Raw genomic sequence first — 15,200 nt, forward strand, 5'->3', positions numbered from 1 at the left:
GGCGTTACCTGTCTGCTAGTAAACAACGATTAGTGCATGAAACCTTCCATGAACCCGGCCACCTGGCTGGCAAGCTTGCGCCGCCAGGGCGCAGTCGCCGGGTTGGCCAGGGTCTGGTCTTCGTGGACGAAGCTTTTGATGATCGCGTTGTAGCCGAGCCAGCGGCACGGTTCCGGCTCCCATGCCCGCAGCGCGTGGATCCCGCCGTCGGGCAGCACCCACGGCTGATGCGTCAGCTCGGTGTCGCGCTCGAGAATCAGATCCGCAAGCGTGCGCCCACCCAGATTGGAAGCGCCGACACCCTCCCCGCCATAGCCGCCGGACAGCGCGATGCCGTTGGCCCGATCACAGAGCATGTGCGGCTTGAAATGCCGGGACATGCCGAGGTTGCCGCCCCAGGCGTGGGTGATCTGGACGTTTTTCAGTTGCGGGAACAGCTCGCCGAACAGGTAGCGACGCAGGTCGACTTCATCACGGGTCAGGTCGAAGTTGTGGCGCAACTTGCCGGCGAACTGATAACCGCCACGGGCGCCGAAAATCAGACGGTTATCGGCACTACGCTGGCCGTAAGTGACCTGACGACTGAATTCGCTGAACGCCTGCCCCCGGCTGAGGCCGATTGCATCCCAGGTCGCGGCGGACAACGGCTCGGTGGCGACGATCAGGCTCTGCACCGGTAATTGATAACGGCCCAGCGGTGGCAGCGTGACGGAATAACCTTCGATGGCCGGGACAATCCAGCGACTGCGCACGCTGGCCTTGTCAGTACGCAGGCTGCCGGCCTGCCAATGGGTTACCGGGCTGTTTTCGTAGATCTTCACCCCCATGCTTTCAACGGTTCGCGCCAGGCCGCGCACGAGTTTCGCCGGGTGAATGGTCGCCACATGGGGCGCGAAGATGCCGCCGTAAGGTTTGGCGATGCGGATCTGCTGCGCCAATTGTTCGGGGCTTAGCCAGCGGTAATCGTCGTCGGTCAGGCCCTGAGCGTGGAGCTTTTTCAGGTAGTCGCGAAGACTGGTTTCCTGCTCGGGATAACGCGCGGCGCAGTACAGCACCCCGCCCTTGCGGTAATCGCAATCGATGCCTTCGCGTTCGAGGACGACTTCTACTTCATCAGGGATGCTGTGCAACAGATCGAACGAAGCGCGGCGTTGTTGTGGCGAGAGGCCCGCCAGCAGGCGATCCTCACCCAGCAGATTGCCCATCAACCAGCCGCCATTGCGACCGGACGCGCCAAACCCGGCGGTTTGCGCTTCGATGATGACGATGTTCAGGTTTGGCGCCTGTTGTTTCAGGTAGTACGCCGTCCACAGCCCGGTGTAACCGGCACCGATGATCGCCACGTCGACGTCCAGATCCTGCGCAAGCGACGGGCGCGCGATCAGCGGCTCGTCGAGTTGGTCCATCCACAAACTGATAGTGCGCCACGCCGGCATGCAAGACTCCGCCAATCCAGGTTTCGATGGCGTCGATCCTAGAGGCAGAACTCAGGGATTGTCTTGCGCGCGTGTCCGCAAAGAAATTTGCTTCGCGTAGGCCTTGGGCGACTGGCCGGTGTGCTGGCGAAAGCAGCTATAGAAAGCCGACAGCGAATTGAAACCGGCGGCGAAGGCCAGTTCATCGATGCGCAACGGCGGCGTGGCGTTGTCCAGCGACTGCAATAGATGTTGCAGACGCGCCTGATTGACGTAGCGGTAGAAACTTTGCCCCAGCACCTGATTGAGCAAATAGGAAATCTGATTGCGGCTGTACCCGCACTCCTTCGCCACCCGCTGCAGGTCGAGCTCGGGGTCGAGATAAGGCTGCTGACGCTGGAAATACTGCTGCAAGTCATCGGCCATGAAACTCAACTGGCGCGGCGACAGCCCCAGTCGACTCACCGCCGGACGCTGGCTGCTTGTCGTCGGGCTATCGGCCTGCTCGCGCACCAGCGAAGCATATTCGTTGACCCGCCAGATCTGCCCGTCCTTGACCGTGATCGCTTCGCTGGAGCGAAACGACACCAGCCCGTTGCCGCCGCGCAATGTCACTTCGTACTGAATGAATGCGGTATTGCCGTCGATGCGGATGCGGTCGCAATGCTCCAGCGCTTCGTCGGATTCGCGCGGCATGCTGACCCGCACGTACTCGCGCAACTCGTCGAGGCCGAGCACGCGGTTCTGGAAAAAATCGTTGTACTGGATGTCCGGGTGGTACAGCGCCATCACGCCATCCAGGTCCCGGTGTTTCCAGCACAGGTGATAGCGCATGACCGTTTCGGCCGTGGCCCGCGTCTGTTCCGGGCCGTCATCATCGGCGTGCATAAGGGACTCTTGGAAAAAGAACCGAGCTTGCCCAACTTCTGGCGTTGCATCAACAACCCGACCGTAATGGCACTTTGGCGACGATTGGGTGGATCGTGACTTACATCAAAAGAATCCTCGCAATCGCTAAATGAACTGAAAATTCTCACAGGAATTTCACATTCAGATGCTACTTTTAAAAGCAGTCACCGGTTGAGCCAATGAAGGCTCTTCCCACCTAACATGAGCAAACGGAAGCGCTCGATGAAGAAGGCGGGCAACACATGAACAAAGGGTCAAGCAAAGTCACGTTTCCCAATGCCTGCCAGCTCATGCGCTGGCATTTTCATCCCATGGGTTTCGAGGCGACCATGGATGCGCCGGGCAGTCTGGTCGCGCGCCTGTTCGATCGGGCCAGCGGCGAAACCCTGATCGCGATCGCCGGCATTCCCTGTGCCACGGTCATGAACGCGGCGGATGTGGAGCGAATAATCGAGGCCGTCGAGGACGAATTGGAGGCTTTTATTCCTCCAGAATCTCTCAAGAGTTACGCGTAACTAGCTGATTTAAAATAAAAAGCCCGCTTTGTGCGGGCTTTTTCATGGGCGTTGGATTCAGGCCGTTTTCTTTTCCGGACGATGATCGACGAAGAACGGTTTGCCTTTGGCGACCCGGTCCGAAGCCCGAGGCATGTTGACTGCCTGGGTGTCTTGCGGCTCGACGTACCAGTAGCAATGGCTGACTGCACGAGTGATACCGACGTAGGCCAGGCGCAGGATTTCGTCTTTTTGCGCACTGTCATAAGGCTCGCTGTCACCAGCCTTGCCCAGTCCGGCCATGCGATACACCTGATTCTTGTACGGCGAACTGGTCAGGTGCTGGCAATCGCCCAGCAGGAAGACCGCGTCGGCCTGCAGACCTTTGGCGCTGTGATAGGTCAGTTGTTTCAGGCGTCGGGACTCGTATGGCAAGCTCGAATCCACATTAACTACAGACTGAATATGCTGCTCTATCAACAACTTATCGCTGCTTTTTCGATAGAGCATCAGGATTGAATCGCCCTTTCGATAGTGTTCTGCAAGGCGCTGGCCGAGTGCCTGATCGTCGCGCTCCAGCACGTTGACCGGATGCAACAGCTTCTCTTCGCCGCTGGCCTTGGCCTTCTTGCCGGGAATCGCCGGTGCCGCACGAACGATGTGCTCCGCCGCGTCGATAATGTGCTGATGGCTGCGATAGTTTTCGCTAAGCATCACCCTCGTCGTGCTCGGCGACGGGAATTCCTTGTTGAATTCCATGAAGTAACTCGGCGAACTGCCGCGCCAGCCGTAGATCGATTGCCAGTCATCGCCTACGCAAAGCAGCGAGGATCGCTGTGCACCTCGTCCGACGTGCATGGCCGGCCCGCGACTGCGGATTTCCGAGAGGCTGGCGCGAATCCACGAGACGATTTGCGGTGAAACGTCCTGAAACTCGTCGATCATCAGGTGCGACATCGGCCGCAACAGCTCATCGCTGAGCAGTTTGAAGTTTTCCGGTGAATGCTCGCTGAACAGCGCGAACATGCGGTTGTAGGTCATGACCGGCGGTTTTTGATCCAGCAAATGGTCTTCCAACGCTCGCCAGAACAGGCTCAAGGCTTCGAAGAAAAACCGGTCCGGATCGTCCTTGGCGAAACTCATACGGCCAACGGCGTCCGGCACATCCAGGCCCAGGTTCTCGATGAAACCTGCGGCGGTGACAAAACAGTCGAGCAACGGCGCGGAAGCGAGCTCGCCCTTGACCTTGTAATCGAAGCCGGGACCGGCGCTGACATCGCCTGCCAGCGTGGCCAATAAACGCTTTGATGACTCGTAACTATCAAGCCAGATCAATGGTTTACGACAGAAAGCTTGAAACAGGGTGCGTTTGACTGCCCACTCCGCGCGTACCGTCAGCTTGGCGTTCGGACGGCAGACCTGCGGGTTTTCCCGAGGGTCGAAACCCAGAACGACCCAGGCGTCCAGGCTTGGAATGTAGCCGTGGCAATGGAACGAAGCACCGTTGATTTCGAAAGTCTCGCGGCTTGGTTCGATACCCTTGATCGGCCAGGCGCCGGCGCGGAGCCACATGTCCTCGATCATGTCGCACAGCTCTTCATCGCGCCGGGCCGCCAGCTCTGTCACTGCCACGCGCTTTTGCACGTCCGGGTGATCGCGTTCCAGCTCCTTGAGCTGCAAGGCGTGCCGGGACAATGGCTGGATCAGTTGCGCAAAGCGCGGGTCTTCCTTGTAGAGCCGGTGGTAGCAGGCGTTGAGCTGCTGGCGCTGTGCGTCGTTGATGCGCAGATCGAACGGATTGCTGTCGACGTCTTCATCCGCACCCGGCGCGCGCTGGCTGAGGTTTTCGAATGCCTGCAAGCGCTCGAATCCCGGCAGGCTGCGGACCATCGGCAGGATCCGCGAGTGAAAGGTGCGCACCAGATCCCGCGCGTCTTTCTGACTGAGTGCCCGGCCCCACAATGCGAACAGTTCGATCAGTTTGTTGATGAAGTCCTTGCGCGACTCGCGGGTGAAGGTCACCACGGTCATCGAATCGAGCTCAAAACCCAGGTAGTGAGTCAGCAGCAGGATCCGCAGCACCAGCGTGGTGGACTTGCCGGCTCCGGCGCCGGCAATCACCGAGGTTGACGGGGTATCGCTGAAAATCATTTTCCATTGCGCCACGCTTGGCTGGGCGTGGGCTGGCAGCAGGCGCGCGACATCGGCTTTCATGCGCTTCTTCAGTTCTGCGCTGAGCGGCAGACGCCAGTCGTCGAACAAGTGATTGTCGATACCCGGCGGGCGATGCTCGGTATTGCGACTGTCGCGGATCAACAAGACCTGGCGACCCTCCTCCAGCCCGTCAGCCCTGCCTTCCTTGTACCCGTAATCCACGCCGGCGGTATGCCCGCTGCGAAAGCCGTCGGCCTGACCGTGCAGCCACGAAGCCCGGTGCTGGGCGCGCAGTTGCGTCAGACCGTGGCCAAGAAAACGCGCCGCCAGGCGTTTGAACCAGGGCATCTCGGCCAAGGGACGAAGTTCGGGAGGAAGATCGGGGGTGTGTTGCGCCACGCTGACGGACTCCGGATGTGAGGCTGTTGAGGACTATGGTGTCTGCATTTGCTTTTTTGTTCTAGCGAAATGCTTACAGGTCATTGGTTTAGGCGATGAATTGAAGGTGGGATGAGACGGTTTCGAGCCTTTTTCATATCAACCGATTCGATTGGAATGCCGCAGTTTTTACGCTTTTTCTCGATGGTTGACTGATAGATGATGGCTACCATCAATCACCGGTCTCGCTTCGTGGCTCAGGCATCGCGCCCCATGACGAACCTTTTGAGGAGACGATCATGCTTGAACTCAGACCCTTCAGCTCGCTGGGCGGCGCCCATCACGGCTGGTTGGATGCCCATCACCATTTTTCGTTCGCCGAGTACTACGATCCGCAACGCATGAGCTGGGGGCAACCTGCGCGTGTGGAACGACGACATCATTGCCGCCGGCACGGGCTTCCCTACTCACCCGCACCGCGACATGGAAATCATCACGTACGTGCGTGAAGGTGCGATCAGCCACCAGGACAACCTGGGCAACAAGGGCCGCACCGAGGCTGGCGACGTGCAGGTCATGAGCGCCGGCACCGGAATCGCCCACAGCGAATACAACCTGGAAGCCACGGACACCAAGATCTTCCAGATCTGGATTCTGCCGACCGAAACCGGCGCACCGCCGTCCTGGGGCGCCAAACCGTTCCCGAAAGGCGACCGCGAAGGTTTCGTGACCCTCGCCAGCGGCAAGGACGGTGACGATCAAAGCCTGCGCATCCGCGCCGACGCGCGCTTGGTGGCGGCCAATATCAAGGCCGGGGAAACGGCTGAATACCGTCTCGATGCCGGGCGTCGTGCCTATCTGGTTCCGGCCACGGGCGTCATTGAAGTCAACGGCTTGCGCGCACAAGCTCGAGACGGTGTGGCGGTGGCTGATGAACAGGTGTTGACCGTCACGGCGCTGGAAGACAGCGAGATCGTGCTGGTGGATCTGGCCTGATCGGCGAATCGCGGGCACAAAAAAGGGCGACCTCAGGGTCGCCCTTTTTCGCAGTCTGGATTTATTGGGTGCTGATCGCACCGTCTACCAGGGTTTGTGCTTCAGCCACCAGTTGCTTGAGGTGGTCGTCGCCGATGAAGCTTTCGGCGTAGATCTTGTAGATGTCTTCAGTGCCCGACGGACGCGCAGCGAACCAGCCGTTTTCAGTCATCACTTTCAGACCGCCAATGGCCTGATCGTTGCCTGGAGCCTTGCTCAGAATGCTCTGGATCTTCTCGCCCGCCAGCTCGGTCGAGGTGACCTGCTCCGGCGACAGTTTGCTCAGCAGCGCTTTCTGTTCCGGATTGGCCTTGGCGTCGACACGCACCGAGAACGGCTCGCCCAGTTCATCGGTCAGCGCACGGTAGGCCTGGCTTGGGTCGCGACCGGTACGGGCAGTCATTTCAGCGGCCAACAGGGCTGGAATCAGACCGTCCTTGTCAGTGCTCCAGACACCGCCGTCCTTGCGCAGGAACGAGGCGCCGGCGCTTTCTTCGCCGCCAAAACCCAGCGAGCCGTCGAATAGACCATCGGCAAACCATTTGAAGCCGACCGGTACTTCGTACAGGCGACGGCCCAGACGCTTGGCCACGCGATCGATCAGACCGCTGCTGACCACGGTTTTACCCACGGCAGCATCGGCGCGCCATTGCGGACGGTTCTGGAACAGGTAGTCGATCGACACCGCCAGGTAGTTATTCGGTGCCAGCAGGCCGCCGGACGGTGTGACGATACCGTGGCGGTCGTGATCCGGATCGCAGGCGAAGGCCACGTCAAAGCGTTCCTTCAGACCGATCAGGCCTTGCATGGCATGGCTGGACGATGGGTCCATGCGGATCTGCCCGTCCCAGTCGACGGTCATGAAGCGGAACGTCGAATCGACTTCCTTGTTCACCACATCCAGGTCCAGACGATAGTGCTCGGCAATCGCCGACCAGTAGCGCACCCCTGCTCCGCCCAACGGATCGACGCCCAGGCGCAGTTTGGCCCCGCGAATGGCATCGAAGTCGATGACGTTGATCAGGTCGGCGACGTAGGTGTTGACGTAGTCGTGACGGTGGGTGGTTTCGGCCTTGAGCGCTTGCTCGTAGCTGATGCGTTTGACGCCGGCCAGTTTGTTGGCCAGCAGTTCGTTGGCCTTGGCTTCGATCCACTTGGTGATATGGGTGTCGGCCGGGCCGCCGTTGGTTGGGTTGTACTTGTAGCCGCCGCTTTGAGGCGGGTTATGCGACGGCGTAATGACGATGCCGTCGGCAAGGCCCGTGGTGCGACCACGGTTGTAGCAAAGAATGGCGTGGGAGACTGCCGGGGTGGGCGTGTATTCATCGCCTTCGGCGATCATTACGGTCACGCCGTTGGCCGCCAGCACTTCCAGGGCGCTGGCCCCGGCCGGGGTCGACAACGCATGGGTGTCGATACCGACGAACAGCGGCCCGGTGATGCCCTGGGCTTCGCGATACAGGCAGATCGCCTGGCTGATGGCCAGAACGTGCCACTCGTTGAAACTCAAATCAAAGGAACTGCCCCGGTGCCCGGAGGTGCCGAACGCGACGCGCTGGGTGGAAACCGAGGCGTCGGGTTGACCGGTGTAATACGCCGTAACCAGTCGCGGGATGTCGACCAACAGTTCTGCCGGTGCCGGTTTGCCCGCAAAAGGACTGAGTGTCATGCAAAACCTCTGAAATAGAGTGGTTCAGGAAATTACACCGGAGTTTACTGGCAGTTTGTCCGGAGTGCGATGGGGTCTATTGCGTACAAGCCGAGTGTTTGCGCGCATCTGTCCGCGGAGCCAGTCGCAACGCATCCCCAAGCAGTCCGACAAGTCTTAACAACTCGTGTTCCGTGCCACCGATCGCGCTCAAACGCATGTGCTGCGCGTGCAACCCTCTGAGGCTGAACAACTCCCCCGGAGCAATCAGCACGTGCTGCTTGAGCAACCGTTGAAACACGGCATCCATCACGACCGGGCGCGCAGAATGCAGCCAGATTGTTGCGCCGCCATCAGGTTCCACGATTTGCAGAAAGTCGCCCAGACGCTCACGTATCAAATCGATCCATTGCGTTCGGCGCTCTCTGAGCAAGTGCTTGAGCACTGGCAGATGCTGGTCGACCCGCCCGCTCGCATAGAGTCGGGCAATGGCTTTCTGTCGGATCGGTGACAGGCGGAACGAACGCAGCAGGAAGTGACGCTGCAGGTCCGCACGCCATTGCCGCGACAGGACAAAACCGTAAGGTGCTTCGACCCCGATGATTTTTTCGAACATGGAAAACACCAAAAGACGGTCGGGATCCACCAACTCGCGCAGCGGCTCCCCTTCGGCGTCGTCCAGTAAGTCGCCGTGGCAATCATTTTCCAGCAACCAGGTGCCATGACTCAGCAGCAAATGCGCAATGGCTTCACGGCTGGCCGGCGGGACACGACTACCGTGGGGCATGTTCAATCTGGAGGACAGCAGGATCAATCGCACCCGCTCGCTTTCAAGCAGTCTTTGGAGTTTCTGCGGATCGAATGCCCCGTCCGGCTGAAGCGGCAACTCGATCACCTGAACCTCGGCGGACTGGAAAAGGCGCAGGATCATCCAGTCACACGGCGATTCGATCACCACGGTTGCGTGGCGCAGCTCAAGGACGGCGATCAGGATTTCCAGCACTCCTCGCAGATCGGCACCGATGTAGACGTCTTCAGCGTGCCAGCAATGAGCGGCCGATGACGTGTAGCGGGCCGCCAGCAACGTGCGCAATTCCAGTTCTCCGCAAGGCTGGGCCGGCGTTTGCAGGTGCCGGGGATACTGGCGCAACAGCTCTCGTTCAAGCATCAGCAACGGGCGATCGAGGGGCTGGATCGACGCCGGCTCATCGGCGCTCAATACCTGCATGCCAGTGCACCTGGCATTGACGTACACCGTTTCCAGCAAATCACCGCCGCGTCCGGGCGGCATGACCGACGATGCAGGCTGCGCGAAGTATCCGGATTTGGCGACGGAATAGACCCGGCCTTCTTTCTCCAGTAGCGCGTAAGCATATTGAATAGTCGATATCGAAACGTTCAACCGCTCGGCCAGCTGCCTTAACGATGGCAGTCGAATCGCCCCTTGGTTGCCCGGCTCGCTGATCAGTTGCGTCAGGTAGCGATAGACCGCCTGGTAGGCAAAATCAGATTCTCTCGGCTCACTCATGAGCGTACGTCCGCAGAGGTGTCCGTGTGATCGGGCGACAAAATCCCATTCAACCTTCCGCCGAGCGGTCGCCCAGAGTGACCTCGTGCTCGGGTAACTCCTGAGCTTGTGCGACGTGTTCGCCCATCCGGACAGCCCCCATTGCATATAACCGGCAGATCAGTCGCAGGGGCAAACCGCTGACATCAGTCATCCATTGCAAGACCTGCTCCGGCGCGTGCAAACCCTGCATGGCGCGGTGCAGGTCCGGCATGGCGACCAGCATGCCGGGGTGACAAGTGCGCAGGAATCGCTCGAGACCGGCACCGGAATTGTTGAAGGGAGCGAACAACAGACAAACCAGTTGCGACTCATTGATACTGAAATTCTTTTGCAGGGACGACGTTGCCAGCGACCGATGCTCGGCGAGATCTTTGTCGAACGTGGCAACGAAGCGTTCGCAAATCTGCTCGGGCGTGTTCCTGCGGCGCATCGTGGCCAGGCATTGCTGCAGATAGTCCGATACGCCGGCCTCGTAGGTACTCCCTTCGATGTAACTGGCTTGCAGTCCCTTCAAATAGCCGCCGATCAAGGGATCAGCGCACTCGCCGGGGCGGGCTTCAAGCATCATCTCGTCAGCCTGAAACCCGAGAAAATCGCTGAGCAAGGGCCAGCGCTCCTCCATTTTGCCGACGACCATATCGTCGATCCCGATATAGCTGGTGCGACGACAGGCTTCGAACTCGCCGAGCGGACGCCACGGCACCCGATCGTCTTGCGAGTAGAGTTCGCGATAACAATCGCCGCCGATGTTGTCGAGCAGACTGAACAGTTCATCGAACCCGCCGCCCTTTCGCGACAGATCGCCCATGCCGACCTTGCGCACTGCGCGGTCCAGCCCATCGAGAAACTGCTCCTGACGGTGTGCGCTGTCGCTACTGATCAATGCATCGACACCGTTGTTCCATCGGGCGACCTGACCGTAGAACTCGGCGGTGGTCAAGTACTCGTCATCCCACAACGTCAGCTCCTCATTCCATCCACGACGATGCCCGACCATCAACAGGTCGATTCTGCCGGCTTCACGACCTTCATCGCAGACAGGTGTCAGATGGTTGAAAGGCAGAATTTCGCGATGATCGACCATCAACAGTTCGACCCTCGGATCGTCATGCAGAAACAGGGCGCTGAAACTGCGATGCAGATTGTGCAATGCCGAAGCCGGTAAGCCATTGCTCCGCAAGGTTGCGACCCGTAACTGGAACGTGGCCGGTGCACGCCCGGCAATGCTCAGCTGGGCAGCACGCAACAGGGCCAGGCTGTAGCTGCAATCTCGTGTGCCGGACTGAATCGTCATCACCTTGAATTCACCGATGCGATCCATACCACCGGCAGCGACCGCCAGCCGCTGGATCAACAGCTGCAATGCCGTGCGCTCGGCACGGGAAAAGAAACTCAGCAGTCGTTGCAATACTTGCTGGTAGACATAATTCATTGCCTGATCATGGATCGTGCTCATCAGTACTTCACCCGGTATCAAAGGTTTTATATCGCACGGACGCAAATGGCGGACGCACAATCATTCTTCATTAATTAATAGACGCTGAAATGCTAACACTTAAGCTTTTGTAGTTATTTGAAACAGTTGAGCGCGCGGCATTTTGAAATCACGAAGGGCGTGACCGAAAGCCCCGTAGTTTCTGGGCTCCTTGCAAGGTCGAACTTTCCTAGGAAACTTCTTACAAGCCCCTGCACATGATGAGCACAAGAAAAAAAGAAGGGATTACATGACACGCCTACAAACTTTAAACAAAAGTTTGAGATGCGCTGATAAACAGCAGATTGATACTGCACAGAACAAATAGAATGCACAGACATAGCTCATTCCTTGAGATGAAAGTAGTCATTCAATTATCAGGGTCTGGAGGGCAATTAGAAGATACAGATCGAGAGCAAAAACCAGTTCAGTTGCTGAACGTCCCCAGGCGTATGGCCCAGGGGCTTCTCGATATCTGAAGGATTAAACGCACAAGAGTCCGTGCGGCCACGGACTCTGATTGGAAGGGTCAGGCAGTTTCGATTTGCAGGGCAACCCGCTCGCGGCATGGGCATTCGTCCATGTAGCGGTGAGCTTCGACAAACTCGTTGAACGGAAACACACGAGTCTTGAGCGGCAGCAGCACACGGTCGGCAGTGAGCTGGTTGATATCACGCAAGGCACGCTGCAAGGCGACGTGATCCTGAATGATGCCGAGCTCCGGTTTGCCGGTGAAGTTGCCGATGCAATGCACGAAGAACTGAATGTTCTTCTGGAACGCTGCGCAGGCCGGGAACGGCGTCTGGTTGCCGCCCTGCAGGCCGTACAGCACCAGACTGCCACGGGGTGCCAGCACATCGCCGAGCAGCGACATCTGAGGCCCGCCGAGACCGTCGAACACCACGTCGACGCCGCGGTTGTCGGTGATCTTGTTGATCCGCATCAACAAGTCTTCTTCTTCAGTGACGATCACTTTCTCGGCACCGAGCGACAGCAGATACTCACGTTCCTCCGCCGTTTTGGTGGCAGCAATCACCCGTACACCCAGCGCCTTGCCCAACTGGACGAAGGACGGACCGGCACAGTGGCTGGCGTCGGTCACCAGGGCGAACTGCCCGGGTTTGACCCGTGCCAGATCAACGTAACCGAAATAGGCGATCAACAGCGGCGTGTAATGCACGCTGGCTTCAATCGGGCTGAGCACGTCCGGATAACGGGTCAGCGCGGTGCGCGGCAGAACGATCAGTTCGCCGTAGACCGGGTAATCGTTGGGGCTCTCGGCCGGGAAGCTGGCCACCTTGTCGCCCACGGCAAGATCTTCGACGCCGTCGCCGATCGCCGTGACCACGCCGGCCATTTCATGACCGAGGCCGGAAGGCAGACGCGCCTGGGACGACGCCAGATTCTGGCGCCAGAGCGTGTCATACCAGCTGATGCCGATCGCCTCGACACGCACCTGCACTTCGCCAGGACCTGGCTGAGCAGCCGCATGCTCTTCGCATTTGAGCACCTCGGCTGGACCAAACTTGTGAAAACGGATCGTGCGGGACATCGCAAACCTCGTCAAAGTAACCTCTAATGCCATGAACTCTATCTGGGCTTTCCAGCCAAGACTATCAGTGGCTATTAATAGTCGACATGCCTGTCATTGATTCCGCAGCATGGTCAGCATTGAAAAAATCCATGAAAAAACTGCTGCCGCCTTCTCAGTAAAGCTGAATTACCCGGTGCAGACTACCAGCCTTTCCCCGTAAGATTCATGCCGGCCATTGTTCTCATATGGTCGCTCTCGTCAAGCTTGATGACTCTGCCAGGACTCCAGATGAATCGTAATGACCTGCGTCGTGTCGACCTCAACCTGTTGATCGTGTTCGAAACGCTGATGCATGAGCGCAGCGTGACCCGTGCGGCGGAAAAGCTGTTTCTCGGCCAGCCGGCGATCAGCGCGGCGCTTTCGCGCCTGCGTGGCCTGTTCGACGATCCTTTGTTTGTGCGCACCGGGCGCAGCATGGAGCCTTCCGCCCGCGCGGTGGAAATCTTCGCCCTGCTCTCCCCGGCCCTGGACTCGATTTCGACAGCCGTCAGCCGCGCAGCGGAATTCGACCCCGCCACCAGCACTTCAGTATTTCGCATCGGCCTGTCGGACGACGTCGAATTTGCGTTGCTGCCAATGCTGCTCAAACGCCTGCGCGCCGAAGCACCCGGCATCGTGCTGGTGGTGCGCCGCGTCAACTACATCCTGATGCCCGGCCTGCTCGCCTCCGGCGAAATCTCCATCGGCGTCAGCTACACCACCGACCTGCCGGCCAACGCCAAACGCAAGGTCCTGCGCCGCAGCGCACCCAAATTGCTGCGCGCCGATACTGTGCCGGGACCGTTGAGTCTCGACGATTACTGCGCCCGACCGCATGCGCTGGTGTCGTTCGCCGGCGACCTCAGTGGTTTCGTCGATGAAGAGCTGGAAAAACTCGAACGTAAACGGCATGTGGTCCTGGCGGTGCCGCAGTTCAACGGACTGGGTACGCTGCTGGCGGGCACCGACATCGTCGCGACCGTCCCCGATTACACGGCGGAAGCGCTGACGGCGGCTGGTGGTCTTCGCGCGGAAGATCCACCGTTGCCGACACGCACTTTCGAGCTGCACATGGCGTGGCGTGGGTCGCAGGATAACGATCCGGGTGAGCGGTGGTTGCGGTCGCGGATTCAGATGTTTTTTGGGGACCCTGACAGTCTCTAGGCTTCTATTGGAATATCTCCTGATTACGGACGGACTTGAAGCGGTTTGGCAAACCGCATCAAAGGTGCAACGCAGGCTTGGCCTGGCGAACGCCATGGACAGAAGGCACGCGGACACGCAGCGCAATCAGTAACGCGGCCAGCAGCATCAGCACGGCAGCCGCTACGAACACGGCTGCACTTCCTCCGAGGTTGAACATCGCACCGCCAGCGGCCGCGCCCGTTGCAATGGCGGACTGCACAGAGGCCACCACCATGCCCCCGGCGCTTTCCGCCTGATCAGGTACCGCGTTGGCGACCCAGTTCGACCACGCCACCGGCACACCACCAAAGGCCAGACCCCAGATCGCCAGCAATACCGCCTGCCCCGGCACCGAGGCCGGCAACAGCACCAACGCCAGTGCTGCGACACCGACCAGCGCGGGCATCAACACCAGCGTCGCCAGCGGGTGGCGCTCCAGCAGCCTGCCGGTCAACAGCGTGCCGACGAAGTTCGCCGCACCGAACCCCAGCAGCATCAGCGACAACCCTTGCGGACCGATGCCGGTAGTCCCTTCAAGGAATGGCCGAACATAAGTGAACATCGCAAAGTGCCCGCTGTGCACCAGTACACAGCCGAACATGCCGATGGCGATGCCCGGACGCTGCAACACCTCGAAAACGGTGCGCAGTCTTGCCGGCCGGCGCGGCGCGAGGCGCGGCAGAGTGAGCGACTGGAAAGCCAGGGTCACCAGGCCTACCGCCGCCGCTGCAAAGAACGCGCAGCGCCAGCCATATAACCCGCCCAGATAACTGCCCAGCGGCACTGCCACCACCGTCCCAATGGCTATGCCGCTGAAAATGATCGACAACGCCCGAGGCAACAAGGCACTCGGCACCAAACGCATCGCTACCGCTGCCGCCATGCTCCAGAACCCGCCAAGGGCAATACCCAGCAAGATGCGCATCAACAACAGCACCGCGAAGCTGGAGGAAACGGCCACCAAAAGATTCGAGGCCACCATCAACGTGGAAAAACCCAGCAAAACCCAACGTCGGTCGATGCCGCGGGTCAGACCTGGCACCAACAAGCCCGCGAACAGCGCCACCACGGCTGTCACCGTTACCGCCTGGCCAGCCAGCGCTTCGGACACTCCCAGGTCGGTAGCCATCAGTGTCAACAAACTCGCCGGCAGGTATTCAGCGGTCAGTAATCCGAACACACCCATTGCCAACGAGAAGACGGCCATCCACGCGGGCGTCGCAGGTTCCAAGTCCGCGCCGACGCCTGAATGGCGGTCGGATACGGCGTTACATACACAGTCAGTCATTGCACAGATCTCCAAATGGTCATTGCGAGCCGAAGTCTAGGCGCCGAAAACCGGATGATCTATGATTCAAAGTCTCT

Annotated in this window: 10 protein-coding genes and 1 pseudogene; 3 read left to right on the forward strand and 8 right to left on the reverse strand. The window is 59.5% G+C overall.

The window, feature by feature from the left end:
* Positions 1-29: 29 nt before the first annotated feature.
* Positions 30-1,436: an FAD-binding oxidoreductase gene (locus CAF74_RS06365; protein WP_085745726.1), complete on the reverse strand. Its 1,407-nt coding sequence runs from the start codon at positions 1,434-1,436 to the stop codon at positions 30-32.
* Positions 1,437-1,487: 51 nt separating this feature from the next.
* Complete coding sequence (locus CAF74_RS06370) at positions 1,488-2,303, reverse strand: helix-turn-helix domain-containing protein (protein WP_085745727.1); 816 nt, start codon at positions 2,301-2,303, stop codon at positions 1,488-1,490.
* A 263-nt stretch (positions 2,304-2,566) separates the two neighbouring features.
* On the opposite strand from CAF74_RS06370, the gene CAF74_RS06375 reads away from it, so the two are divergent.
* Positions 2,567-2,839, forward strand: a complete 273-nt coding sequence (locus CAF74_RS06375) for a DUF1652 domain-containing protein (protein WP_011334086.1) — start codon at positions 2,567-2,569, stop codon at positions 2,837-2,839.
* A gap of 57 nt (positions 2,840-2,896) precedes the next feature.
* Here CAF74_RS06375 and CAF74_RS06380 read toward each other — a convergent pair whose 3' ends face one another.
* On the reverse strand, positions 2,897-5,371 hold the full coding sequence (locus tag CAF74_RS06380; protein WP_085745728.1) for a UvrD-helicase domain-containing protein: 2,475 nt from the start codon (positions 5,369-5,371) through the stop codon (positions 2,897-2,899).
* A 278-nt stretch (positions 5,372-5,649) separates the two neighbouring features.
* Here CAF74_RS06380 and CAF74_RS06385 point away from each other — a divergent pair.
* A pseudogene (locus CAF74_RS06385) lies at positions 5,650-6,346 on the forward strand (pirin family protein).
* Between the two features lie 61 nt (positions 6,347-6,407).
* Here CAF74_RS06385 and pgm read toward each other — a convergent pair.
* From pgm to CAF74_RS06405, 4 genes are all read right to left on the reverse strand, one after another.
* The gene (gene pgm, locus CAF74_RS06390) at positions 6,408-8,054 is read right to left on the reverse strand and encodes a phosphoglucomutase (alpha-D-glucose-1,6-bisphosphate-dependent) (RefSeq protein WP_085745729.1); all 1,647 of its coding nucleotides are present in this window, start codon (positions 8,052-8,054) and stop codon (positions 6,408-6,410) included.
* Between the two features lie 76 nt (positions 8,055-8,130).
* Complete coding sequence (locus tag CAF74_RS06395) at positions 8,131-9,561, reverse strand: PLP-dependent aminotransferase family protein (protein WP_085745730.1); 1,431 nt, start codon at positions 9,559-9,561, stop codon at positions 8,131-8,133.
* 49 nt (positions 9,562-9,610) lie between these two features.
* The gene (locus tag CAF74_RS06400) at positions 9,611-11,059 is read right to left on the reverse strand and encodes a hypothetical protein (protein ID WP_085745731.1); all 1,449 of its coding nucleotides are present in this window, start codon (positions 11,057-11,059) and stop codon (positions 9,611-9,613) included.
* A gap of 547 nt (positions 11,060-11,606) precedes the next feature.
* The gene (locus tag CAF74_RS06405) at positions 11,607-12,629 is read right to left on the reverse strand and encodes a zinc-dependent alcohol dehydrogenase family protein (RefSeq protein WP_064381679.1); all 1,023 of its coding nucleotides are present in this window, start codon (positions 12,627-12,629) and stop codon (positions 11,607-11,609) included.
* Between the two features lie 270 nt (positions 12,630-12,899).
* Here CAF74_RS06405 and CAF74_RS06410 point away from each other — a divergent pair, with 270 nt between their 5' ends.
* Positions 12,900-13,814 carry a LysR family transcriptional regulator gene (locus tag CAF74_RS06410; RefSeq protein WP_074690647.1) on the forward strand — a complete coding sequence of 305 codons (915 nt, stop codon included), beginning with the start codon at positions 12,900-12,902 and terminating at the stop codon, positions 13,812-13,814.
* A 58-nt stretch (positions 13,815-13,872) separates the two neighbouring features.
* Here CAF74_RS06410 and CAF74_RS06415 read toward each other — a convergent pair whose 3' ends face one another.
* The gene (locus CAF74_RS06415; RefSeq protein ID WP_085745732.1) at positions 13,873-15,123 is read right to left on the reverse strand and encodes an MFS transporter; all 1,251 of its coding nucleotides are present in this window, start codon (positions 15,121-15,123) and stop codon (positions 13,873-13,875) included.
* Positions 15,124-15,200: the final 77 nt, after the last annotated feature.

The sequence above is a fragment of the Pseudomonas sp. R45(2017) genome (assembly GCF_002112305.1).
Taxonomy (GTDB): Bacteria; Pseudomonadota; Gammaproteobacteria; order Pseudomonadales; family Pseudomonadaceae; genus Aquipseudomonas; species Aquipseudomonas paraglycinae.

Excerpts from the sequence above, each read along its gene's own strand:
- CAF74_RS06400 (WP_085745731.1), bottom strand. The coding sequence starts at position 11,059 with ATGAGCACGATCCATGATCAGGCAATGAATTATGTCTACCAGCAAGTA.
- CAF74_RS06405 (WP_064381679.1), bottom strand. The coding sequence starts at position 12,629 with ATGTCCCGCACGATCCGTTTTCACAAGTTTGGTCCAGCCGAGGTGCTC.
- CAF74_RS06395 (WP_085745730.1), bottom strand. The coding sequence starts at position 9,561 with ATGAGTGAGCCGAGAGAATCTGATTTTGCCTACCAGGCGGTCTATCGC.
- pgm (WP_085745729.1), bottom strand. The coding sequence starts at position 8,054 with ATGACACTCAGTCCTTTTGCGGGCAAACCGGCACCGGCAGAACTGTTG.
- CAF74_RS06415 (WP_085745732.1), bottom strand. The coding sequence starts at position 15,123 with ATGACTGACTGTGTATGTAACGCCGTATCCGACCGCCATTCAGGCGTC.
- CAF74_RS06370 (WP_085745727.1), bottom strand. The coding sequence starts at position 2,303 with ATGCACGCCGATGATGACGGCCCGGAACAGACGCGGGCCACGGCCGAA.
- CAF74_RS06375 (WP_011334086.1), top strand. The coding sequence starts at position 2,567 with ATGAACAAAGGGTCAAGCAAAGTCACGTTTCCCAATGCCTGCCAGCTC.
- CAF74_RS06365 (WP_085745726.1), bottom strand. The coding sequence starts at position 1,436 with ATGCCGGCGTGGCGCACTATCAGTTTGTGGATGGACCAACTCGACGAG.
- CAF74_RS06410 (WP_074690647.1), top strand. The coding sequence starts at position 12,900 with ATGAATCGTAATGACCTGCGTCGTGTCGACCTCAACCTGTTGATCGTG.